Below are 21,885 nucleotides of genomic sequence, written 5' to 3' on the forward strand. Positions count from 1 at the left end.
CCCTAAATTTAAGATGATTTGTGTGAAGAGAAAGAGTGCGAAAGCACTCTTTTTTGTTTTACTCCTCTATTGAGTCCCTAGTTCTCCTTATGCTTACTTCAAAAGCAGAATATATTTTGTGAAGCATACCTTTTGGGTTTGCTCTTCGGGCTATTAATTGTTAAAATAGTGAGGTATTTACAATGTAAGAATTAGATTACAATTAATATTTTTTAACATAATTTAATAGATTAAATGCTTTATTTTTAGATAAAATGTATTTTTTATTTGGTGGATTAAAAAATAATCGTATCTTTACAATGTAATAATGATTGAGTTCTTTCATTCTCCCCAAGATGAAAGTTTTTTATAAAAGTGAGTTTTAATTTTTAGAATAAGCCCCTAAATTTAAGATGATTTGTGTGAAGAGAAAGAGTGCGAAAGCACTCTTTTTTATTTGATGATTTCAAAATGTAAGTATAGGACTACTTTTTTTGTGTAATAAAAGCTGAAATGCATTTTAAATAGATAAAATACTTATTTTTATTTGTTTAATTAAAAATAAGTTATATATTTACAGTGTAATGATGATTAAGTCTTTCATTTCCCCCAAGATGAAAGTTTTTTATAAAAGTGAGTTTTAATTTTAGATTAAGCCCCTAAATTAAGATGATTTGTGTGAAGAGAAAGAGTGCGAAAGCACTCTTTTTTGTTTCCGGGTAATTAACTGTTCTTGGGTAAGTGTTTTTATTATAAAAATGGTATTAATCCTTATAATTAAGGGATTTGATTTTTTATACTTGCCCCGAAACTAAAATATTTTTTAGAAAACATACCTCGTTAACTTTTTTTGGGTTGTTGATTGGGTTTGTATAAATATTTTTTAATTCATTGATCTCTTATATAAAAGTTTAGCCCTCTTTGTAAATTTGCACTTTTGATTCTGATTGTAATAAAAAATCTGTTTTGTTTTTGTGTGCTCTAATTACCAATGTAGTGTGGTCTATAACACTTTTTATTTCTAAGTAAATTCCTCTGAGAGTATTTGTTTTTTATCAAATATTCGGATCTTTTGGAGGATAATTAAAAATCATATAACAAGAAACAAGAATATCAAGGCTGGTTTATGTCTTGCTTTTTTGTACATAAGTATAAACTAATACATTACATGAGGCATAAAAAAATCCATGAATATATGTTAGGAGATTTGTCAGAACTTATTGTGAAATAGAATCAGCTATTTTTTGCTTATGTAAAGAAGAAAAGCTTTTAGCGTAGCACTTGTACAGAGTTATGCAGGCTATGATTAATTTTTATTTTGAAGTCATACAGAAAAAAGAACTTTGTTGCGATAAGTTCAAGATGTAAATGGTATATAACTCTATAAAAAATCTATGTCATTTCTTTTTTCTCACATTTCAAAATAGAACATATATAAAACGATACCATCTTTAAGCTTTCTTTTTTATTTGAATCAGAACAATTGGATTTTTCTTTACATTGATTTTATTTCAGAACTGGTATTAATCAGAGGTGGTATGATAAATGGTTATTACAGACTATCTTTTTAATAGCAAAGGTTATATGTTAATATATTTTTTGTAGGTAATAAGCTACAATTTAAAATTAAATAAAAATACAGAAAGGGATGAAAAGATTATTTTTTCGGATAAAAATCATTTTTTTTGGTTTTCTCGATTTTTTAATATATATTTAGGATATAATTAATGATTAAGTACTTTCATTTCCCCCAAAATGAAAGATTTTAATAAAAGTGAGTTTTAATTTTAGATTAAGCCCCTAAATTAAGATGATTTGTGTGAAGGAAAAAGAGTGCATTATGCACTCTTTTTTTTGGTTTAACTTTTCTTTAAACGATTTAGTTACTCAAATGATTGCATGGTTACCAACTTTTGATAAACACCATTTTTAACAAGAAGCTCATCATGCGTGCCTTGCTCTACAATTTCTCCTTTTTGCATTACAACGATTAAATCAGAGTTTTGTATGGTAGACAGTCTATGTGCAATCACAATACTGGTTCTGTTTTTCATCATGTTTTCTAATGCAGATTGTACTAGTCTTTCACTTTCAGAATCTAAAGCAGAAGTAGCTTCGTCCAAAATCATAATTGGAGGATTCTTTAAAACAGCTCTGGCTATAGATAAACGTTGCTTTTGCCCACCGCTCAACTTATTGCCGCTATCTCCAATATTTGTTTCTATTCCTGCGGCCATATCTTTTACAAACTCCCAGGCATTTGCAATTTTTAATGCATTTATGATTTCTTCTTCAGATGCATTGGGATTTCCTATTAACAAATTGTTTTTAATAGAATCATTAAATAATATAGAATCCTGAGTTACCAATCCCATTAAGTTTCTTAAAGAATGTTTGGTTAGATCTTTAATATCAGTATTGTCTATTTTTATAGATCCTTTATTAACATCATAAAAACGAGTCACCAAGTTAGCAATGGTAGATTTACCGCTTCCGGATTGCCCAACAAGTGCTACAGAACTTCCTTTTGGTACTTTTAAAGAAAAGTTTTTTAGTACATATTCATCTTCATATTTAAAGGAAATGTTTTCTATGGTGATATCTGAGTTAAATTCTTTTTTATGTATAGCATCTGGTTTATCTTGTAAAGGAGAAATTGTATTTAATATCTCTAATACACGCTCTGCAGCTGCGTTTCCTTTTTTTACACCATAATTAGCTTTTGAAATAGCTTTGGCAGGGGTTAAGATATTATATGCTAATCCAATATAAGCCAAAAACATTTCAGCCTCTAAAGTTCCATCAATAAATACAAGTTTTCCTCCATACCACAATAATACAGCAATTACACAGATTCCTAAAAATTCGCTGGTAGGGGAGGCTAAATTTTGTCGATTAAGCAGCGTATTAGAAAATCGATTAAATCTGGATGTAGATTCTTTGAATTTTTCTTCAAATATATTTTCAGCATTAAATCCTTTAATAACTTTTAACCCTCCCAAAGTTTCTTCGACTATAGAAAGAAAAAAACCTTGTTCTTGTTGTACTTTGTCTGAATGTTTTTTTAATTTCTTACCAATTAAAGAGATCAGGAAGCCAGATACCGGAATGAATATAAATACAAACAGTGTTAGCTTTGCGCTTAAAAAGAGCATTGCAGCAAGTGTAAATATTATAGTAAGTGGTTCTCGTACAATTAATTCTAAAATAGAAAGAAAAGAATGTTGAATTTCTAAAACATCGGTGGATATTCTTGCCATAGTATCTCCTTTTCGTTTTTCTGAGAAAAAAGATAATGGTAAACTAACAGATTTTTCATAAAGTTCATTTCTAATATCTTTTAATACTCCATTACGTAAAAATGTAATAAAATACATTGCCAGATAGTTAAAAAGATTTTTAAGCATAAAAACCACAATAATGCCAACAATCATATAGGTAAGCACAGGCATTTTGCCTTGTGTAGCCATATTATCTGTGATAAAGCAATTAAGACTGTCTGTTAAATATGCTTTTGAGTTTTTTATCCCGTCCCAAACAGGCTCATAGTATATAGTGTCTTTTTCGGTATTAAATAAAACTTTTAGTACAGGAACTAAAGCCAAAAATGATAAGGTACTAAACAGGGCATAAAAAATATTGCATACAATATTTAAAACTCCATAAGATTTGTAGGGTTTCGCAAAGCGAAGGATTTGTTTAAAATAGTTCATTAAAAATATGGTAAACAGTATTTACTGTTATTTAGATTAACTTTAAGTCTTTTTTGATCGCTTCAATTTTGCTGTCTAATTGTTGTTGCAGATTATCAAAATCAGCAATTTCGGTTAAAGATTCCTGCACACTGATATAAAATTTTATCTTTGGTTCTGTTCCGCTGGGTCTGGCAGCGATTTTGGTTCCTGCTTCTGTATAAAAGATCAAAACATTTGATTTGGGAGTATCTATAGTAATTGCGGTATGGTCCTGAACGTTTTTTGCAATACTGGTTTGATAATCTTCAATTAATACTACTTTTTCTTCATTTATAAATTTTGGGGGATTGTTTCGTAGATCGATCATAATTTGCTTGATTTCTGCAGCACCGTCGATTCCTTTTTTTACCAAAGAAACCAGATTTTCTTTGTAAAATCCATATTTGCTATATAATTCTAGTAAGCTATTATAAAAAGAACTTCCATTAGCTTTTGTATAAGCAACTATTTCGCAAGCAAGAAGGGTAGAGGTCACCGCGTCCTTGTCCCTAACAAAATCCCCAACCATATATCCAAAACTTTCTTCGCCTCCTCCTATAAAATGTTTTTCAGGAAAATCTTTAATTAACTTGGCGATCCATTTAAAACCTGTTAACACTTCTCTGTATTCTACTCCGTATGCATTAGCCAGGCTTTTCATCATAGGCGAGGAGACTATAGTAGAAGCAATAAATTCGTTACCATTAAATCCTTTTTGATTTTTATAATTTTCTAAAAGAAACCAAGTCATCACTATCATTGTTTGGTTTCCGTTTAGCAACTGTAGCTCTCCTTGATTATTGCGAACCGCAATTCCTAATCGATCACAATCAGGATCTGTACCAATTACAATATCGGCATTTACTTTTGAAGCAAGATCCAAGGCCATTGTTAGTGCTTCGGGTTCTTCAGGATTAGGGGATTTTACCGTAGGAAAATTTCCGTCAGGTTCTGCTTGTTCTTTAACGATATGTACATTATTATACCCCGCTTTTTTTAAAGTTTCGGGCACTGCAGTAATAGAAGTGCCGTGCAAAGAGGTAAAAACAATTGTAGTATTGTCTTTATATTGTTGAGAAGTAACAAAACTTCCATTTTTTACACTTTGTTCAATAAAAACCGTATCAATTTCCTGATCTATTTTTTGTATTAAATCCGGATTGGTGTTAAATAAAATATCTGAATATTTTAGGGAGTTTATTTTTGTTATAATTTCATTGTCTTGTGGCGGAACCAACTGTCCTCCATCTTCCCAGTATACTTTATAGCCGTTATACTCGGGAGGATTGTGACTGGCAGTAAGTACAATACCACAGTGACAATTTAATTCTTTTACAGCAAAAGATAGCTCGGGGGTAGGTCGAAGACTCGAAAAAAGATATACTTTAATGCCATTAGCAGAAAATACATCTGCTACTATTTGTGCCAATGTATCACTATTGTTTCTGCAATCGTATGCTATCACTGCTTTTGGCTGTTCATTAGGGAATTGCTCTATTAAATAATTACTCAAACCCTGGGTGCTTTTTCCTAATGTATACTTGTTTATCCTATTGGTTCCCACTCCCATAATACCTCGCATACCTCCAGTACCAAACTCCAAATCTTTATAAAAGCTTTCTTTTAACCCTTCTGGATTATTATCTTTTAAACTCTTGATTTCTTTTTGTGTGGTTGTGTCAAAAACTGGAGTTAGCCATTCTTCAACTCTAACATTTATAACAGAATCTGTAATTTGCATACTAGTGGTTTTAGATGCAAAAATACTATATTTTGAATATTATGATAAGTCTATTTCTTATTATTTATTGTGATATTTGTTTGAGTCTGTTTTCCTTTGTTTTTTTAACCTTTGTTCTGCGTGGTTATAGTGTATTTTGATCTAAAGATGTATTTTTTCTGAAACAGTATACCTTTCTTTGTTTCTATTGTTGGTCAAAATAATTTCACCCAAAAAACCAGCAAGAAAAAATTGCGTTCCTAAAATCATAGCGGTTAGTGCTACATAAAATTCAGGTCTTTGAGCAATTAATCTGCCTTTGGTTTCTATAAAAAGTTTATCAATACCAAGATATAATGAAAAGCAGAACCCAACTATAAAAAGTAACGTTCCTATTAGTCCAAAAAAGTGCATTGGCCTTTTGCCAAACCGAGACATGAACCAGATAGTTACCAAATCCAAAAAACCATTAATAAAGCGGTTCATTCCAAATTTTGTTTTTCCATATTTTCTGGCTTGATGTAGCACTACTTTTTCTCCAATCTTGCCAAATCCTGCATTTTTTGCCAACACAGGTATATAACGATGCATTTCGCCATGAACATCAATGTTTTTTACAACGTTGTTTTTGTATGCTTTTAATCCACAGTTAAAGTCATGTAATTTTACACCAGATGTCTTTCTTGCTGCTGCATTAAATAATTTTGAGGGTAGGTTTTTTGCAATAACAGAATCATATCTTTTCTTTTTCCATCCAGAAATAAGATCAAATCCTTGTTTGCTAATGAGATCATATAATTCTGGTATTTCTTCGGGGTTATCTTGCAGGTCTGCATCCATAGTTATAATCACGTCCCCTTGTGCGGCTTCAAAACCAGCATGTAAAGCCTGAGATTTGCCAAAATTTCTTAAAAAACGAATCCCTTTTACTTCCTCATGTTTTGAAGATAAATTTATGATTGTCTCCCAAGAGCCATCTGTACTGCCATCGTCAATAAAAATGATTTCATAAGAAAAAGAATTGGATTGCATAACTTTTGCAATCCAATTATATAATTCGTTAAGTGATTCCTGCTCATTAAGCAGCGGTATGACCACAGATATATCCATAAATTAATATAAATCTTGTTTCTTTTGCATTATTAATCCTCCTATTAAAGAAACGATAAACCCTAAAAATAAATTGCCTATTATAGCAAATGTAGACAATACTCCCGGAGTAGACATTTTTTTGGTCCATTCCAGAGCTACTGCTTTTTGATCTTCGGGCATATCGGGATTAGTTTTTTCTATATTGATAGCCGCTTCTTCCATTATTTGATCTATAAAATCAGGTTGTATATAGCTGTAATGGATATATGAATAGACAGCATAAATAATACCGCCTATAACAGCAACTGCTAACCCTATTTTTAGAGCTTGAGATAATGTTAAAAAACCATTGTTGTCGGTTTTAAATTTTTTGACTGGCAAGATAATAAAGGCTATTATACTAATAAATCCAATTAAACTGAAAACCCAGTTTTTTTGCATATTTAGCACATATCCTATAACAACTAGTAATATAGATGTTATACCTAAAAGAAAACCATAGGTAGTTGCCAGTTTTTTTAAATCCGAAGTTTCGTTTTCCATAATATACTTTTGTTTTGGTTATTTATAAAACATAAGTAGACAAATATACTAAAATGTTACATCTGGGGTTTGAAAAATGAAATATTAAAGAAAATTGACAAAAAAAATAATTAATATTATTGTAGGTTTAAAGATAATGATTAAATTTGCACCTCGAAAAAAGAAAAGATTAATAAAATGAGAAAAGATATTCACCCAGAAAATTATAGATTAGTAGCTTTTAAAGACATGTCTAACGATGAAGTTTTTTTAACTAAATCTACAGCAAATACTAAAGAGACTCTCGAGGTGGATGGTGTAGAGTATCCATTAGTAAAATTGGAAATTTCCAGAACTTCACATCCTTTTTATACAGGTAAGTCAAAACTTATCGATACTGCAGGACGAATTGATAAGTTTAAAAACAAATACGCTAAGTTCAAAAAATAATTTAGCACCAATATATATATACAAAAGCCTTTCTGTACAGAAAGGCTTTTTTTGTTGACTATTTTTTAAAAATTATTTTACAAATAAATTCGGCAAACAGCATTATTTTTAACATGAACGTCTTTATTTTTGCATCAATTCATTTTTAGATTATTTATTAATTTTTTTTGAAACAAAGTCATGAATTATATTCTTTTTGATGGTTCTTCTCGTAATGCTTTATTGCCTTTTACATATACCAGACCAGTTGCGGATATTCGTATTGGGATATTAACAATTCGTGAAAAATGGGAAAAACACCTGGGGGCTACAACATCTACGGTTACCGAGGATTATCTTAGTGAAAAATATCCTTTGGTAGAGATGGAAAAAAACATAATGATTAACGCATCTTGTCTTCCATCTGAAGATTTGGTGTCCAGAATTAAAAATCTGGAAGCTAATCAGGCTATATTTTATAATGAAGAACCAATAGCTTTTTATGTAGAAGAGGATCAGGAAGTAGATTTTGACAGATACGAGATAATAAATTATGACTCTGAATTAATTACGGTAGAACAAACATGGGATATTTTTTCAAAAAATGATCAGGCTATTAAAGATGATTTTCTATTATTAACACAAGACAGAGAAACCCAGCCTATTCCTGAAAGTAATAATGTAATAGCACCAGAAAATATATTTATAGAAGAAGGGGCAACGCTTGAATATACAACGCTTAATGCTAGTAAAGGCCCTATTTATATAGGAAAAGATAGTGAAATCATGGAAGGTAGCCTGATCAGGGGACCTTTTGCTTTGTGTGAAGGGGCGGTAATAAAGATGGGGGCAAAGATTTATGGAGCAACAACTATAGGTCCTTATTGTAAAGCGGGAGGAGAGATAAATAATTCAGTACTGTTTGGGTGTTCAAATAAAGGCCATGAAGGGTATTTGGGAAATTCGGTACTTGGAGAGTGGTGTAATCTTGGAGCAGATACCAATACGTCTAATCTTAAAAACAATTATGCTCCGGTACGGCTTTGGAGTTATGAAACTCAAGGTTTTGCAAAAACAGGATTGCAATTTTGTGGTTTAATGATGGGGGATCACTCTAAGTGTGGCATTAATACAATGTTTAATACAGGTACGGTGGTTGGTGTAAGTGCTAATATTTTTGGAACTGGATTTCCTCGTAATTTTATACCTAGTTATAGCTGGGGCGGAAGTGGAGGTTTTACTACTTATTTGACAAACAAAGCTTTTGAAGTGGCCAAAGTAGTGATGTCCCGAAGAAATATTGAATTTACAGATCAGGAAAAAAAGATATTAGAGCACGTTTTTGAAGAGACTAAGCAATGGCGAAAAGGGTATGAATCGTGATAACGCTTTTGATTACTTTTTTTCTTTCCAGACTTTTTTTAAGATCAAAAAATTTTGAGGATTGTTTGTTAAACCTTTTATATTTTTTTGAGTAAACCTAACGACTTGATCATAATATAAAGGAACAATAGGTGCTTCTGCAATAATAATAGAATCCATTTTTGCATAGTGTTTTTCCCTTAGTTTGGTATTGGTTATTAAAAAGCTTTCTTCATACAATTTGTCGAAATTTTCATTCTTAAAATGTGTGTAATTCGGTCCATTGGGAGTAAAGTTTTTGCTGTAATATGGAGAAAGAAAATTTTCTGCATCAGGATAATCTGCAATCCAGCTAGCCCGAAAAGATTCTAATTTTCCTGTCCATTTTTTTTGCCTTATGGTAGACGAGGGCATTACATCTACTATAATATTTAGCCCTGCTTTTTCTAGTTCTCGTTGTATGAATTCACAAATACTTTGGTAATTAGAGTCTGTTGCAATTCGAATAGTTGGAGCGTTGTCTCCTGTTTGATTTTTGTAAGTATCTATAAGTTCTTTTGCTTTTTCTGGATTATAAGTGTATCCTGGTGTGTTGTTGAATCCGGGCATACCTTTGGGGATAAATCCATTGGTGGCAGGAGTTCCTATTCCATTTTTAAGATAGGTAATCATTTTTTTTCTGTCAAAGCCATAATTTATAGCTTTTCGTAATAATTCTGATTGGATTTCCTTTTTATCAGATTCTAAATAAAACCCAAGGTATTCAGAATTTAAGTAAGAACCTTTACTAATGTTGATATGATCTTTGTACGCATCCCTTAATTTTCCGCTTGGGGTCAATAATTCGTCTTTATATGAAGCGTCCAGGCTATTTAATAAATCGAGTTTGCCCTGAGCAAATTGTAAAAATTCACTTTGCTTATCGGGTAAAAAAGTAATAGCAACAGCTTCAAGATAAGGGAGTTGTTTTCCGTTTTTATCTCTTTCAAAATATAATTCGTTTTTTCGAAACACCAATTTTACGTTTTCTTCCCATAACTTAAATTTAAAAGGTCCCGTCCCTATGGGGTTGGATCTAAATTGATTGCCATAAAAATCCACGATTTCTTTTGGAACCACAGAGCAATAACGCATACCGAGCAATCCTAAAAAAGCAGGAAAAGGCTTTTTTAATTTAATTTTAAAAACAGTGTCGTTGACTGCAGTATAATTTTGTACGTTTTTTAATACCCAATTTCCCGGGGATGCTACTTTGGGATCTGTCAGTCTGTCAAAGCTATACACAAAATCTTTTGCAGTAACACTTCTGGTACTGTCTTTTGTTTTGAATTGTGGGTGTTTATGAAATTTTATATTTTGTTGAAGAACAAAAGTGTATTCTAGTGCATTTTTAGAAATCTCCCAACTTTTTGCTATGTCTGGTGTAATATGCAAAGAGTCGTCTAATTGTATCAAACCATTGAATAATTGATTTGTTGACCAGATATTAGCTACATCCCTTGCAAAAGCAGGGTCCAAAGAACTAATGTTTTCGTATTGGTTATAACGAAACACTAAATGGTTTCTGTTTTCATTAGAAGAATCTTTACAAGATACTACTATGGTAAAAATGTAAGCTATTGTTAAATAGCGAATTATGATTAAAAAATGAATAGACTTCAATTTTAGTAAATGAATTATTGTTGGTATATTTGCACCTTCAAAATTTATCCTAAAGATGTTTAGCTTTTCTAAGTGTAAAAGGGTAAATATAAAGAGATTTCTGCCTTTGCGGAAATGTGAGTTATATTTTTATGAAAAAAAAAGTTGCTTTTTATACTTTGGGTTGTAAACTGAATTTTTCAGAAACATCTACAATAGCCAGAAACTTTTCAGAAGAAGGCTTTGATCGTGTGGATTTTTCTGAAAATGCAGATATTTATGTAATTAATACGTGTTCTGTTACAGATAATGCAGATAAAAGATTTAAAACCATAGTAAAGCAGGCTCAAAAAATAAATCCTGAAGCCTTTGTTGCTGCGGTTGGTTGTTATGCACAGTTAAAACCAGAAGAATTAGCTTCGGTAGATGGGGTGGATTTGGTTTTGGGGGCTACAGAAAAATTTAAGATAACAGATTATATTAATGATTTGTCTAAAAACGAATTTGGAGAAGTACATTCCTGCGAAATAGAAGAAGCCGATTTTTATGTAGGCAGCTATTCTATAGGGGATCGTACCAGAGCGTTTTTAAAAGTACAGGATGGGTGCGATTATAAATGTACCTATTGTACAATTCCTTTGGCAAGAGGAATTTCCAGAAGCGATACCTTAGAAAATGTTGTAAAGAATGCAAAAGAAATTTCTGAAAAAGGTATCAAAGAAATTGTTTTAACAGGAGTCAATATAGGGGATTATGGTAAAGGAGAGTTTGGAAATAAAAAGCATGAGCATACTTTTTTTGACCTTGTACAGGCATTAGATAAAGTAGATGGGATAGAACGACTAAGAATATCTTCGATCGAACCTAATTTACTTAAAAATGAAACCATAGATTTTGTAGCTAATTCCAGAACTTTTGTTCCTCATTTTCATATTCCTTTACAATCTGGCAGCGATACTGTTTTAAAATTGATGCGTCGCAGATATCTTAGGGATCTTTATGTAGACAGAGTGAGTAAAATTAAAGAGGTAATGCCCGATGCATGTATAGGAGTAGATGTTATTGTAGGTTTTCCCGGAGAGACAGATGATCTGTTTTTGGATACCTATAATTTTTTGTCAGAATTAGAAATATCTTATTTACATGTTTTTACATATTCTGAAAGGGATAATACTGTTGCAGCAAAATTAGAAGGAATAGTTGCAGCAGATGTTCGTAAAAAAAGAAGTAAAATGCTACGGGGATTATCTGTAAAGAAAAGAAGGGCTTTTTATGAGAGCCAAATAGGAACAGAAAGAACTGTGCTTTTTGAAGCTGAAAATAAAGAAGGGTACATACATGGTTTTACTGAAAATTATGTAAAAGTAAAAATGCCCTGGAATCCAATATATATAAATACCCTGCATAAAGTAGAATTAACGGCTATAGATGATGATGGGATTGTTAGGTTTAATTTTATTGAAGAAGCTTGATAGTATAGCTAAATCAACATAAAATAACATTATAAATCTTTTATGCCATTTCGTATTAATTTAGCTGTGTTTTTATTTTCGGCTGGATTTTTAAAACAAAAAAGGCGGCCTTTTCAGACAGCCTTTTTGTTTTTAGTATAGTAGATTCATAACTATATGTTTATTCCTACTGGAAGTAAATCTTTATATTTCCTTCTGTTTTTGCGCATAAACTTTGCTATAACAGGACAGGTAGGTACTAATCTGATATTGCGTTCTTCAATTAAGTTAAATACAGCAATAATAAAATCCTGTTCATATCCTTTTTCAAGATGTTCTTCACTCATGATAAGTTTGGTAAGGAAAATTTTTCTTTCTTGTAATGCGTATTCAATTTTCGCTTTCTGACCTTCAATTGTGGTTTCGAATTGTCTTAGAAATTCATTGTCTGTAATCTCTAATTCAATAGCACTCATGTTCTCCATATTTTTTAAATTATTGAGGTATTAATTCTAACAAATAAGGGGTTAACCTTACTAATTATAACAACCTTGATGCAGGCAAGAATGTATGATATTGATCCCAAAAACAGTAGCCGATAGCTAATTATTTATGCACTTACTTTTACCTTACCTAACTAATAGTTGTTAGTTCTGAATATTCCTTTGTTTACAAAAAATTAACTCAATATTTCCTTTTTTCTAAGAAAGGAATAGTATAATTTTGAACAACAAAGATAATCAAATTAGCGTTCTAAACTCAAAAATCACTGTTAAAATACCTATGTCGCAGGAAGTTAGCCATGTTTATTTTGTTCCGGGAATGGCAGCGGATATTTCAATTTTTGAGTTTATCAAGCTCCCAAAAGAGGAATATATAACGCACACTTTGCCTTGGAAAATTCCATACACAAATGAATCTATAAAGGATTATGCAAAACGAATGTGCAAGGGAATTAAGCACAAAAACTGTATACTGGTTGGGGTTTCTTTTGGGGGGATAATGGTGCAGGAGATGAGCAAATATGCGGATGCAAAAAAAATAGTTATCATTTCTAGTGTTAAGAATAAGTATGAATTGCCAAAACGAATAAAAATCGCCCGAAAAACAAAAGCTTATAAATTATTGCCTACAGGAGTGGTTTCTAAAATCAATAATTGGGAAAAGCTTGCTTTTGGTGATTTTGCCAAAAAACGAGCAGCAATGTATCAAAAATATTTGTCGGTAAGTGATAAAAGATATCTGGATTGGGCAATAAAAAATATGGTATGCTGGGATCAGGAAAAAACAATAGATAATATTGTTCATATTCATGGGGATAAGGATATTGTTTTTCCAATAACAAATATTGAAAAGTGTATAACTGTTGAAGGGGGAACTCATGTTATGATAGTGAACAGGGCAAGGTGGTTTAATAAAAATTTACCCAAAATATTTAACGATAACTTGCATTGATATGACTTTTTGCGTTATATTGTACAATAAATTTTATTCCCCAATAAAATCAAAATCTACTTAAAGTTATGAAAATGATTAAAAAAGCTTTAGCCTTTTTAGGTGCGGTATTCACTTTTGGAATATTGATAAATGCTACTCAGGACAATGTTGAAAAACCTCTGGCTCAAGAAATCTTAGAAGAAAAATTAGTAAGCGATTATAACGTTTATGCTATACCAATGCCAGATAACCTTAATTTTTCAGGAGAGTTGGTTCCTATAAAAAATCCGGATATAAGAGAGAGGATGGATAGAGAATTGTTGGTAAATACTTATTGGCAATCTAATGGGTTATTGCTTTTTAAAAGGGCAAATAAATATTTTCCTATTATAGAGCCTATCCTCAAAGAACAAGGTGTCCCTGAAGATTTTAAATATCTTGCAGTTATAGAAAGCGGTTTGACCCAGGCAGTGTCGCCTGCAAATGCAACCGGTTTTTGGCAGATATTAAAAGGTACTGCCAAAGAATATGGATTAGAAGTAAATCAAAATGTGGATGAAAGATATCATATCGAAAAATCTACATTAGTGGCTTGCGAATATTTAAAAAATGCTAAAGAGCGGTTAGGGTCATGGACTCTGGCAGCTGCAGCTTATAATGCAGGTGTAGCCGGTATAAACAGACAACTGGACAAACAGGAAGCAAAGTCGTATTATGATCTCTTGTTGGGAGAAGAAACAGGAAGATATGTGTTTAGAATAGTTGCAGTAAAAGAAATTTTGAGTAACCCAAAGCAATACGGGTTTAATTTTAATAATGAAGATTTATATAAGCATATCCCTACCTTTAATATACTGGTAGATCAACCGATCTCTGATTTTAATGAGTTTGCAAAGCAATATGCTATAAACTATAAAATATTAAAATTACATAATCCATGGCTTAGAGAAGCGCATTTAAGCAACTCTACAGGCAAAGGGTACTTAATACAAATCCCCCGAGAAGGATATTATACATCAGGAACAGGACAATAAAGCTTTTGGATGTTTTTTAATGGATTTTTGATTAAGTTAGCAACTTTTTTAAAGTGATTTTATGAATACTTCTATACTTATATCATTAATCTTAATAGGACTATTAGCAGGTTTTTTTAGCGGAACCATGGGGATAGGAGGGAGTGTAATAATGATTCCTCTGTTGATTTTATGGGTAAATTTTTCTCAGCATGAAGCCCAAGGAACAAGTTTGGCTGTTTTGGCAGTTCCTGTAACTCTATTGGCAGCTTATAATTACTATCAGGAAGGATATGTAAACTGGAAATATGCTATTATTATAGCTATAACATTTGTTATAGGGGGGTATTTGGGTAGTAAACTTGCTATATCTATAAATCAGGCTCTTTTAAAAAAAATATTTGGAGGTGTTTTGTTTATAGTTGCGATAAAAATGATATTTGGTAAGTAAATAAGAAAAGGATGTGTTTTTTAGTTACCCTTTCTTTTAATGTTATTTAACGAATCCCTTTCTTTTTTATATATCTCATATTCTTCATCAATGTTTCGTTCTTCTTCATTACGGTGATCTTCTTCATTTTGTTTTATAACACTCTCTGTTGTATCCGTTTCAGAATTCAAATCCAGATCGGCAATTAAAAGAGAGACGCCTTTGGATAAAGAATTGAAATGGATATTATACGAATTGCTTAGTGTTTCACTAGAGTGGTGCACAACTATTTTTCGTATATCCAAAATCTTTTTATTTTTATCCATAAAATACATCATGGGAAAACCTAAGGCATGCTTTAATTTGTTTATAATATAAGAATCCTGATTTGTCTTTTCATCAATGTATACTAACTTTATGTTTTGAGTATACTCTTTTGTTTTTTCTTTTAGGTTTTCTTTTGTATCCCAAAACAATACTACAAAATCTATCTGATCGTGAAACCTGTCTACCAAATCATTAAGAGCCGGAATTTCTCCTACACCAGGAACACACCACGAAGCAGAAGTAATTAAAAATACGGGTTTATCAAATTCTTCTAACGAGACAGATTCTCCTTTTAATGGATAAACATTAAAATTATCCATATATGTACCATTAAGGTGATTGGTAACCAAAGAATCAAATAAGAACTCAGCCCGTTCCAGATCTTTATCTTGATAGGCCACATCTATTTTTTGATTATACTTAACAATGTGGGATGAGATAGCGACCGAAAAAGGTATTTTTCTTTCTTCTTGGGCAAAGGAATTGCTAAAATAAAAAAACAAAATCCCCAGAACTAATAATTTCTTCATTATAATATAAATAGATTACGGTAGCTAATGTAATATAAAGTCTTTAAAAAAATATTTTTTGCACACAAATTTCATATATAATATAGTCAAATTGCACAAAATATTATACCATTACAATATACATTAAACGTATCTTATTGCACAATTAGTATGCCTAAATTTTTTTCATTTGCTGTTTCATCATAGTTATTTGATCTTTCAGCATATTGTGTTTGTCTAGTTTTTTTGCTTCTGTTAGTAATATTTGAGCTTCTCTTTTTCGTCTTTTGGTCATAGCTATACCTGCAAGATTAAGTTTGGCAACCGCAAGATCCTGATTCATAGACAAACCTAATTTTATAGCTTTTTTTAAATGTTTTTCTGCTTGCGTTATATTAGTTTGTGAAAGCATAATACCCAGAAGATAGTTGAGATATCCTTGTTGTTTTATAGTTAAAGCACTTTCCGGGTTTTTTATTTTATCCAGCCATTTTTTGGCACCTTCAAAATCTTGTTTCCTTAATTTCAAGAAAGCAAGTAGTATAAGTTCATTTTTGAAATATAAAAAAACGAAAATTGCGGCCAATAAAACAAGCATAACTCCATTACCTATATATCCTTCAATTATTTGCCATATAGCCACACCAATAACGATTGCAGCAATTACTAATTTTATATTTTTATTGTACATTGAAAAAGTTTAATTATTAACTTGGCGCAAAGGTAATAAAAACAAATAAAAATATTTTGATAATTAGATTTGTCAAAGTAAAAACTCTTCGTATATTTGCACGCAGTTTTTGGGGCAGATACCCATTAAGATTAAATTTAGATATTTCAAGAAGATTTATAAAGATAGATAGCAATGAAAAGAACGTTTCAACCATCGAAGAGAAAGAGAAAAAACAAACACGGTTTCAGAGAGCGCATGGCTTCTGCAAATGGTAGAAAGGTATTAGCTCGCAGAAGAGCAAAAGGAAGAAAGAAGCTATCTGTTTCTTCAGAATTAAGACATAAGCATTAATGGTAAAGTGCTTTAAAATATTAAAGGTGTTACTTTATAGGTAGCGCCTTTTTTTATATCTAATACATAAAATTTAAGAAAAAAGCAATATTGTTATTACATGCCTAAACAAGAAAAACTAAAGAGTATACTTATAATAGGGTCAGGACCTATAGTTATTGGACAAGCTTGTGAGTTTGATTATTCTGGAACACAAGCATTACGGTCTCTTAGAGAAGATGGGATTGAAACAATTCTGATTAATTCGAACCCTGCAACGATCATGACAGATCCTTCTATGGCAGATCATGTATACCTTAAGCCGTTAAACACAAAATCAATAATAGAAATATTAAAAAAACATCCTCAGATTGATGCAGTTTTGCCTACAATGGGAGGACAAACAGCTCTTAACCTTTGTATAGAAGCAGACGAAAAAGGTATCTGGAAAGATTTTGGAGTAGATATTATAGGGGTAGATATAGATGCTATAAATATTACTGAAGACAGAGAGCAATTTAGAGAGCTGATGCTTAAAATAGGCATTCCTATGGCTCCTCAAGCTACTGCAAACTCTTACCTGAAAGGAAAAGAGATTGCTCAGGATTTTGGTTTTCCTTTGGTGATCAGAGCTTCTTACACCCTTGGAGGTGCAGGAGCATCTATTGTATATAAAGAAGAAGATTTTGATGAGTTGCTTACTCGTGGACTTGAGATTTCTCCAATTCATGAAGTAATGATCGATAAAGCTCTTATAGGATGGAAAGAGTATGAACTAGAGCTATTGCGCGATAATAATGATAATGTTGTTATTATTTGTACTATTGAAAATATGGACCCTATGGGGATTCATACCGGAGATTCTATTACAGTAGCACCTGCAATGACCTTAAGTGATAAAACTTTTCAGCGAATGCGGGATATGGCAATACACATGATGCGTAGTATTGGTGATTTTGCCGGAGGGTGTAATGTGCAATTTGCAGTAAGCCCGGACGAAAAAGAAGATATTATTGCTATCGAAATAAACCCAAGGGTTTCTCGCTCCTCTGCTTTGGCATCCAAAGCAACAGGATATCCAATTGCTAAAATAGCAGCAAAATTGGCGATAGGGTATAATTTGGATGAGCTGGATAACCAGATTACTAAATCAACATCTGCATTATTTGAACCTACTTTGGATTATGTTATCGTAAAAATCCCAAGATGGAATTTTGATAAATTTGAAGGATCAGATCGTACATTGGGGCTTCAAATGAAATCTGTGGGAGAAGTTATGGCTATTGGCAGATCATTTCAAGAAGCATTGCACAAAGCGACACAATCTTTAGAAATAAAAAGAAATGGACTTGGTGCAGACGGAAAAGGAGAAAAGAATTATGACCAGATTATAGAAAAATTAACCTACGCCAGCTGGGACAGGGTATTTGTGATTTATGATGCTATCCAGATCGGGATTCCTTTACGAAGAATACACGAAATCACTAAAATTGATATGTGGTTTCTTAAACAATATGAGGAGCTGTACAATCTTGAAAAAGAAATTTCTACCTATACTATACAATCCCTCACCAAAGAATTGATTTTAGAAGCAAAACAAAAAGGTTTTGCCGACAGACAGATAGCTCACATGGTAGGATGTTATGAAAGTGAAGTATACAATAAAAGGGATGAATTTGGTATAAACAGGGTTTATAAACTAGTAGATACTTGTGCTGCAGAATTTAAAGCACAAACACCTTATTTTTACTCTACTTTTGAAGCAGAAATCGAAACACCTGAAGGAAAAAAGTATGTTTCTAATGAAAGTATTGTTAGTGATAAAAAGAAAATAGTTGTTTTAGGTTCCGGGCCAAACAGAATTGGTCAGGGAATCGAATTTGATTATTGTTGTGTACATGGGGTATTAGCATCTGCAGAGTGTGGATACGAAACAATAATGATTAATTGTAATCCGGAAACAGTTTCTACAGATTTTGATATAGCAGACAAATTATATTTTGAACCTGTATTTTGGGAGCATATCTATGACATTATCAGGCATGAAAAACCTGAAGGGGTAATTGTTCAGCTTGGTGGTCAAACGGCATTAAAACTTGCAGAAAAACTGGATCGATATGGAATAAAAATAATCGGGACAAGTTACAAATCTTTGGATTTGGCAGAGGATAGAGGGCATTTTTCTCAACTGCTAAAAGAAAATAATATTCCTTATCCAGAATTTGATATAGCCGAAACAGCAGAGGAAGCACTGGAAGTAGCGGATCGTTTGGATTTTCCTATTTTGGTAAGACCATCTTATGTATTGGGAGGACAGGGAATGAAGATTGTTATCAATAAACAAGAATTAGAAGAACATGTTGTTGATTTACTTCGTAAAATACCTAATAATAAACTATTATTGGATCACTATCTGGATGGTGCTATAGAAGCAGAGGCAGATGCGATATGTGATGGGGAAAATGTGCATATAATTGGTATTATGGAGCATATAGAACCTTGTGGGATTCACTCGGGAGATTCTAATGCCACATTACCCCCCTTTAATTTGGGCGAGTTTGTAATGCAACAAATCAAAGATCATACCCATAAGATAGCTCTGGCATTAAATACGGTTGGTTTAATAAATATTCAATTTGCTATCAAAGATGATATGGTGTATATTATTGAAGCAAATCCAAGAGCGTCCAGAACAGTCCCTTTTATAGCAAAAGCCTATGGAGAACCTTATGTAAATTATGCAACCAAAGTTATGTTGGGGGATAAAAAAGTTACGGATTTTGATTTTAATCCTTACTTAGAAGGGTATGCGATTAAACAACCGGTATTTTCATTTAATAAGTTTCCTAATGTAAATAAAAAACTAGGGCCCGAAATGAAAAGTACGGGAGAGAGTATATTATTTATAGATGATCTTAAAGACGATCAATTTTATGATTTGTATTCGAGGCGTAAAATGTATTTAAGTAAATAGTTTAAAATCTTATTGTTATAACGTTTTAATATTCGTTACAAAGATTGAAAAAACAAAATAGGCTGATTTTTAAGTTTTAAAACAACAACAAATAATCAGTTATAAAATCAAGAGGGTGCCTGAAAAGTTAGACACCCTCTTTTTTACTGTGATTTTTTTAAAATAGCTCTAAAAGAAGGTTTCTCTGAAAGAAACAAAGAGCTTTTGAGAAATTATCATGAATATTTCAACTAAATACCATTTACAATTTGAATTTATCGTAATAAAATGTTCTTTTTTTATCTCAAATTACTTCAAAATAGATCTTTTTAAATAATCCTATCATCCAGGATTTTATTGAGCACATCATTCTTTAACCTTCTGCTAATTTGCAATTTGTGCTCTTGAATTATAATTTGATTACCATCTATTACATCTATCTTTGGGATAGCTACCACACAACTTCGGTGTATTTGAACGAACTGTTCTTCTGGTACCAGCTCCAGAATAGATTTTAACTGGATTAGTGCCATATACTTATTGGATACAGTTACAATATTTACATAATTTTGAGCTGCTTCTATAAATAAAATTTCAGTAATAAAAACTTTGACCAGGGTATGTCCATCTTTTATAAAAAAGTAACTATCCTCAGAGGTTTCGGCTGTTTTGTTGATAATGCGAAACGCTTTGTTTACAGCTTGTAGAAACCGTTCTAAGGAAATTGGTTTTAATAAATAGTCAATCACGTCAAATTCAAAACTTTCTAAAGCATATTGAGAATATGCCGTTGTAAATATTACATAAGGTGCATTTTTTATGGTTCTTAAAAAAGTGATTCCTGTGAGTTTTGGCATTTCTATATCCAAAAAAACTAAGTCAATAGGCTGTTCGTTTATTATATTTTGAGCCTGTAATGCGTTTTTACAAACCCCTATAAGCTTTAAAAACTCTATTTGAGCTACATAATTCTTTAATCCTTCTCTAGCCAACGCTTCATCGTCTATTATTAAGCAACGTATTTTATTCATCTAGATTAATTATTAATGTTACTGTAAATGTTTTGAATTGATGAGTTATATCTAGACTGTGCCTTTCGGGATATAATAGCGCTAATCTTTCTTTTACATTACGGATACCAACTCCATTTTTTGAAGGGCATATTTCTTTTTTAATATCTTCATCTACAGAGTTGACTATAGTAAAAAGAAGTTTTTTATCGTGGATCTGAATCTCACACTTGATTATATTTTTCTTTTTTTCGGGATAACTGCTTACATATTTGAATGCATTTTCTACAAATGCGATAAATAAAATAGGTGCTATCTTTAGATGTTCTGTCTCATGTATATTATAGGTAAACTCTATTTCTAAATCAGCTTTTTTTCGTGTTTTTTCAAGATCAAAGTAGTTTTCTAAAAAAAGAACCTCTTTTGCAAGAGAAATTTTATCTACAGAGCATTCATAAATCTGATAACGCAACAGTTCTGAAAAACGAACAAGTACATCTTTTGCTTTTTCTTTATCTTTATCAATAAGATAATAAATACTATTAATACCATTAAACAAAGAATGCGGGTTGATTTGTGCTTTCAAAATTTTTATTTCGGCACGCAGTTTTTCCTTCTCCAATTCTTTTTTTAATCTATCATTTTTCATGTTTTGCATCGGAAGGATATATGAAAAAGATAAAAACCAAAATACCAAATGTACCAGAAAATTATTAAGGAAATACTGATAAATATAGACATAGAGCTCTATTTTTATCTTCGACCCAAGTAACCCTCCTTCTTCTTTTTGATACTTTTTTGCTTGTTCAAAAATAGTATCTAATAACTCTATTTTCTTTGCATAGTAATAGTCAAAACCTCCTTCTATTATACTGGTGACCATAATAAGAACAAATACCATTAACCAATACCAAACAGGGGAGGCCTTTTTTATATTATAGAGATATAAAGCATTGAAATATACCACAAAAATATTAAAAGCCGTTCCGTACAAAGAAGGGATCAAAAAGGTCCCGTTAGTACTCTCAAACCCCTGCCAGAACCAAGGTAAAGAATTAATTATAACTAGTATTATTAGCCATGCTATACTGTGTTTTAAAATCTCTAGGGTTTTATACATACATACAATTTATGCGGGGTGCTAAAATAGCTATTTACAATAACTCTTGGTACGATAATTTATCAAAGGAGGATATGGATTGATGAATGGTAAAACCGTCTGTCAAGAATTGATTGCCGTTGGTCAATCTCAATTTGTCCCTTACTATTTGTT

The 21,885-nt window shown here is 31.6% G+C and carries 18 protein-coding genes; 8 read left to right on the forward strand and 10 right to left on the reverse strand.

What is annotated here, in order from left to right:
• Positions 1-1,862: 1,862 nt before the first annotated feature.
• The 4 genes from ACZIYX_RS02665 to ACZIYX_RS02680 all read right to left on the reverse strand — a co-directional run bounded on the left by ACZIYX_RS02665 (position 1,863) and on the right by ACZIYX_RS02680 (position 7,068).
• Positions 1,863-3,692 carry an ABC transporter ATP-binding protein gene (locus tag ACZIYX_RS02665; protein ID WP_462680651.1) on the reverse strand — a complete coding sequence of 610 codons (1,830 nt, stop codon included), beginning with the start codon at positions 3,690-3,692 and terminating at the stop codon, positions 1,863-1,865.
• A gap of 31 nt (positions 3,693-3,723) precedes the next feature.
• Positions 3,724-5,454, reverse strand: a complete 1,731-nt coding sequence (locus ACZIYX_RS02670) for a phospho-sugar mutase (protein WP_462680652.1) — start codon at positions 5,452-5,454, stop codon at positions 3,724-3,726.
• Positions 5,455-5,595: 141 nt separating this feature from the next.
• Positions 5,596-6,543, reverse strand: coding sequence for a glycosyltransferase family 2 protein (locus tag ACZIYX_RS02675; protein ID WP_462680653.1), 948 nt, complete (start codon positions 6,541-6,543; stop codon positions 5,596-5,598).
• Between the two features lie 3 nt (positions 6,544-6,546).
• Positions 6,547-7,068, reverse strand: a complete 522-nt coding sequence (locus ACZIYX_RS02680) for a DUF4199 domain-containing protein (RefSeq protein WP_462680654.1) — start codon at positions 7,066-7,068, stop codon at positions 6,547-6,549.
• A gap of 177 nt (positions 7,069-7,245) precedes the next feature.
• On the opposite strand from ACZIYX_RS02680, the gene ACZIYX_RS02685 reads away from it, so the two are divergent.
• Together ACZIYX_RS02685 and ACZIYX_RS02690 are read left to right on the forward strand one after the other, a co-directional pair.
• Positions 7,246-7,497 carry a type B 50S ribosomal protein L31 gene (locus ACZIYX_RS02685; protein WP_025741669.1) on the forward strand — a complete coding sequence of 84 codons (252 nt, stop codon included), beginning with the start codon at positions 7,246-7,248 and terminating at the stop codon, positions 7,495-7,497.
• Positions 7,498-7,677: 180 nt separating this feature from the next.
• Positions 7,678-8,859: a GlmU family protein gene (locus tag ACZIYX_RS02690; protein ID WP_462680655.1), complete on the forward strand. Its 1,182-nt coding sequence runs from the start codon at positions 7,678-7,680 to the stop codon at positions 8,857-8,859.
• A 12-nt stretch (positions 8,860-8,871) separates the two neighbouring features.
• Here ACZIYX_RS02690 and ACZIYX_RS02695 read toward each other — a convergent pair whose 3' ends face one another.
• Positions 8,872-10,500 carry an ABC transporter substrate-binding protein gene (locus ACZIYX_RS02695; protein ID WP_462680656.1) on the reverse strand — a complete coding sequence of 543 codons (1,629 nt, stop codon included), beginning with the start codon at positions 10,498-10,500 and terminating at the stop codon, positions 8,872-8,874.
• A gap of 131 nt (positions 10,501-10,631) precedes the next feature.
• Between ACZIYX_RS02695 and mtaB the strand changes: the two genes are divergently transcribed.
• The gene (mtaB, locus tag ACZIYX_RS02700) at positions 10,632-11,951 is read left to right on the forward strand and encodes a tRNA (N(6)-L-threonylcarbamoyladenosine(37)-C(2))-methylthiotransferase MtaB (protein WP_462680657.1); all 1,320 of its coding nucleotides are present in this window, start codon (positions 10,632-10,634) and stop codon (positions 11,949-11,951) included.
• Between the two features lie 152 nt (positions 11,952-12,103).
• On the opposite strand, the gene ACZIYX_RS02705 is transcribed toward mtaB, so the two are convergent.
• On the reverse strand, positions 12,104-12,406 hold the full coding sequence (locus tag ACZIYX_RS02705) for a GNAT family N-acetyltransferase (protein WP_462680756.1): 303 nt from the start codon (positions 12,404-12,406) through the stop codon (positions 12,104-12,106).
• Positions 12,407-12,713: 307 nt separating this feature from the next.
• Between ACZIYX_RS02705 and ACZIYX_RS02710 the strand changes: the two genes are divergently transcribed.
• The 3 genes from ACZIYX_RS02710 (at position 12,714) to ACZIYX_RS02720 (ending at position 14,831) form a co-directional block, all read left to right on the forward strand.
• Positions 12,714-13,385, forward strand: coding sequence for an alpha/beta hydrolase family protein (locus ACZIYX_RS02710; protein WP_462680658.1), 672 nt, complete (start codon positions 12,714-12,716; stop codon positions 13,383-13,385).
• A gap of 68 nt (positions 13,386-13,453) precedes the next feature.
• Positions 13,454-14,401, forward strand: coding sequence for a lytic transglycosylase domain-containing protein (locus ACZIYX_RS02715; protein WP_462680659.1), 948 nt, complete (start codon positions 13,454-13,456; stop codon positions 14,399-14,401).
• A 61-nt stretch (positions 14,402-14,462) separates the two neighbouring features.
• Positions 14,463-14,831 (forward strand): sulfite exporter TauE/SafE family protein, encoded by a 369-nt coding sequence (locus tag ACZIYX_RS02720; protein WP_462680660.1) that lies wholly within the window; start codon positions 14,463-14,465, stop codon positions 14,829-14,831.
• 20 nt (positions 14,832-14,851) lie between these two features.
• On the opposite strand, the gene ACZIYX_RS02725 is transcribed toward ACZIYX_RS02720, so the two are convergent.
• Both ACZIYX_RS02725 and ACZIYX_RS02730 read right to left on the reverse strand, forming a co-directional pair.
• Positions 14,852-15,667: a TlpA family protein disulfide reductase gene (locus tag ACZIYX_RS02725; RefSeq protein WP_462680661.1), complete on the reverse strand. Its 816-nt coding sequence runs from the start codon at positions 15,665-15,667 to the stop codon at positions 14,852-14,854.
• A gap of 154 nt (positions 15,668-15,821) precedes the next feature.
• Complete coding sequence (locus ACZIYX_RS02730; RefSeq protein WP_462680662.1) at positions 15,822-16,337, reverse strand: DUF2892 domain-containing protein; 516 nt, start codon at positions 16,335-16,337, stop codon at positions 15,822-15,824.
• A gap of 174 nt (positions 16,338-16,511) precedes the next feature.
• Between ACZIYX_RS02730 and rpmH the strand changes: the two genes are divergently transcribed.
• Together rpmH and carB are read left to right on the forward strand one after the other, a co-directional pair.
• Positions 16,512-16,670: a 50S ribosomal protein L34 gene (gene rpmH / locus ACZIYX_RS02735; RefSeq protein WP_081414554.1), complete on the forward strand. Its 159-nt coding sequence runs from the start codon at positions 16,512-16,514 to the stop codon at positions 16,668-16,670.
• A gap of 100 nt (positions 16,671-16,770) precedes the next feature.
• A complete protein-coding gene (gene carB, locus ACZIYX_RS02740; protein WP_462680663.1) occupies positions 16,771-19,623 on the forward strand; it encodes a carbamoyl-phosphate synthase large subunit in 2,853 nt (950 codons plus the stop codon).
• 308 nt (positions 19,624-19,931) lie between these two features.
• Here carB and ACZIYX_RS02745 read toward each other — a convergent pair whose 3' ends face one another.
• Both ACZIYX_RS02745 and ACZIYX_RS02750 read right to left on the reverse strand, forming a co-directional pair.
• Entirely contained in the window at positions 19,932-20,633 is a 702-nt protein-coding gene (locus tag ACZIYX_RS02745) for a LytR/AlgR family response regulator transcription factor (RefSeq protein WP_462680664.1), read from the reverse strand.
• Entirely contained in the window at positions 20,626-21,732 is a 1,107-nt protein-coding gene (locus ACZIYX_RS02750) for a sensor histidine kinase (RefSeq protein ID WP_462680665.1), read from the reverse strand. The genes ACZIYX_RS02745 and ACZIYX_RS02750 overlap by 8 nt, the downstream gene beginning before the upstream one ends.
• Positions 21,733-21,885: the final 153 nt, after the last annotated feature.

This window comes from Aquimarina sp., assembly GCF_977115655.1.

Bases quoted from the DNA above. Each gene is read 5' to 3' on its own strand.
- ACZIYX_RS02725 (WP_462680661.1), bottom strand. From the start codon at position 15,667: ATGAAGAAATTATTAGTTCTGGGGATTTTGTTTTTTTATTTTAGCAAT.
- ACZIYX_RS02710 (WP_462680658.1), top strand. From the start codon at position 12,714: ATGTCGCAGGAAGTTAGCCATGTTTATTTTGTTCCGGGAATGGCAGCG.
- ACZIYX_RS02665 (WP_462680651.1), bottom strand. From the start codon at position 3,692: ATGAACTATTTTAAACAAATCCTTCGCTTTGCGAAACCCTACAAATCT.
- ACZIYX_RS02745 (WP_462680664.1), bottom strand. From the start codon at position 20,633: ATGAATAAAATACGTTGCTTAATAATAGACGATGAAGCGTTGGCTAGA.
- ACZIYX_RS02675 (WP_462680653.1), bottom strand. From the start codon at position 6,543: ATGGATATATCTGTGGTCATACCGCTGCTTAATGAGCAGGAATCACTT.
- carB (WP_462680663.1), top strand. From the start codon at position 16,771: ATGCCTAAACAAGAAAAACTAAAGAGTATACTTATAATAGGGTCAGGA.
- ACZIYX_RS02680 (WP_462680654.1), bottom strand. From the start codon at position 7,068: ATGGAAAACGAAACTTCGGATTTAAAAAAACTGGCAACTACCTATGGT.
- ACZIYX_RS02705 (WP_462680756.1), bottom strand. From the start codon at position 12,406: ATGAGTGCTATTGAATTAGAGATTACAGACAATGAATTTCTAAGACAA.
- ACZIYX_RS02730 (WP_462680662.1), bottom strand. From the start codon at position 16,337: ATGTACAATAAAAATATAAAATTAGTAATTGCTGCAATCGTTATTGGT.
- rpmH (WP_081414554.1), top strand. From the start codon at position 16,512: ATGAAAAGAACGTTTCAACCATCGAAGAGAAAGAGAAAAAACAAACAC.
- ACZIYX_RS02685 (WP_025741669.1), top strand. From the start codon at position 7,246: ATGAGAAAAGATATTCACCCAGAAAATTATAGATTAGTAGCTTTTAAA.
- ACZIYX_RS02720 (WP_462680660.1), top strand. From the start codon at position 14,463: ATGAATACTTCTATACTTATATCATTAATCTTAATAGGACTATTAGCA.
- ACZIYX_RS02750 (WP_462680665.1), bottom strand. From the start codon at position 21,732: ATGTATAAAACCCTAGAGATTTTAAAACACAGTATAGCATGGCTAATA.
- ACZIYX_RS02670 (WP_462680652.1), bottom strand. From the start codon at position 5,454: ATGCAAATTACAGATTCTGTTATAAATGTTAGAGTTGAAGAATGGCTA.
- ACZIYX_RS02715 (WP_462680659.1), top strand. From the start codon at position 13,454: ATGAAAATGATTAAAAAAGCTTTAGCCTTTTTAGGTGCGGTATTCACT.
- mtaB (WP_462680657.1), top strand. From the start codon at position 10,632: ATGAAAAAAAAAGTTGCTTTTTATACTTTGGGTTGTAAACTGAATTTT.
- ACZIYX_RS02690 (WP_462680655.1), top strand. From the start codon at position 7,678: ATGAATTATATTCTTTTTGATGGTTCTTCTCGTAATGCTTTATTGCCT.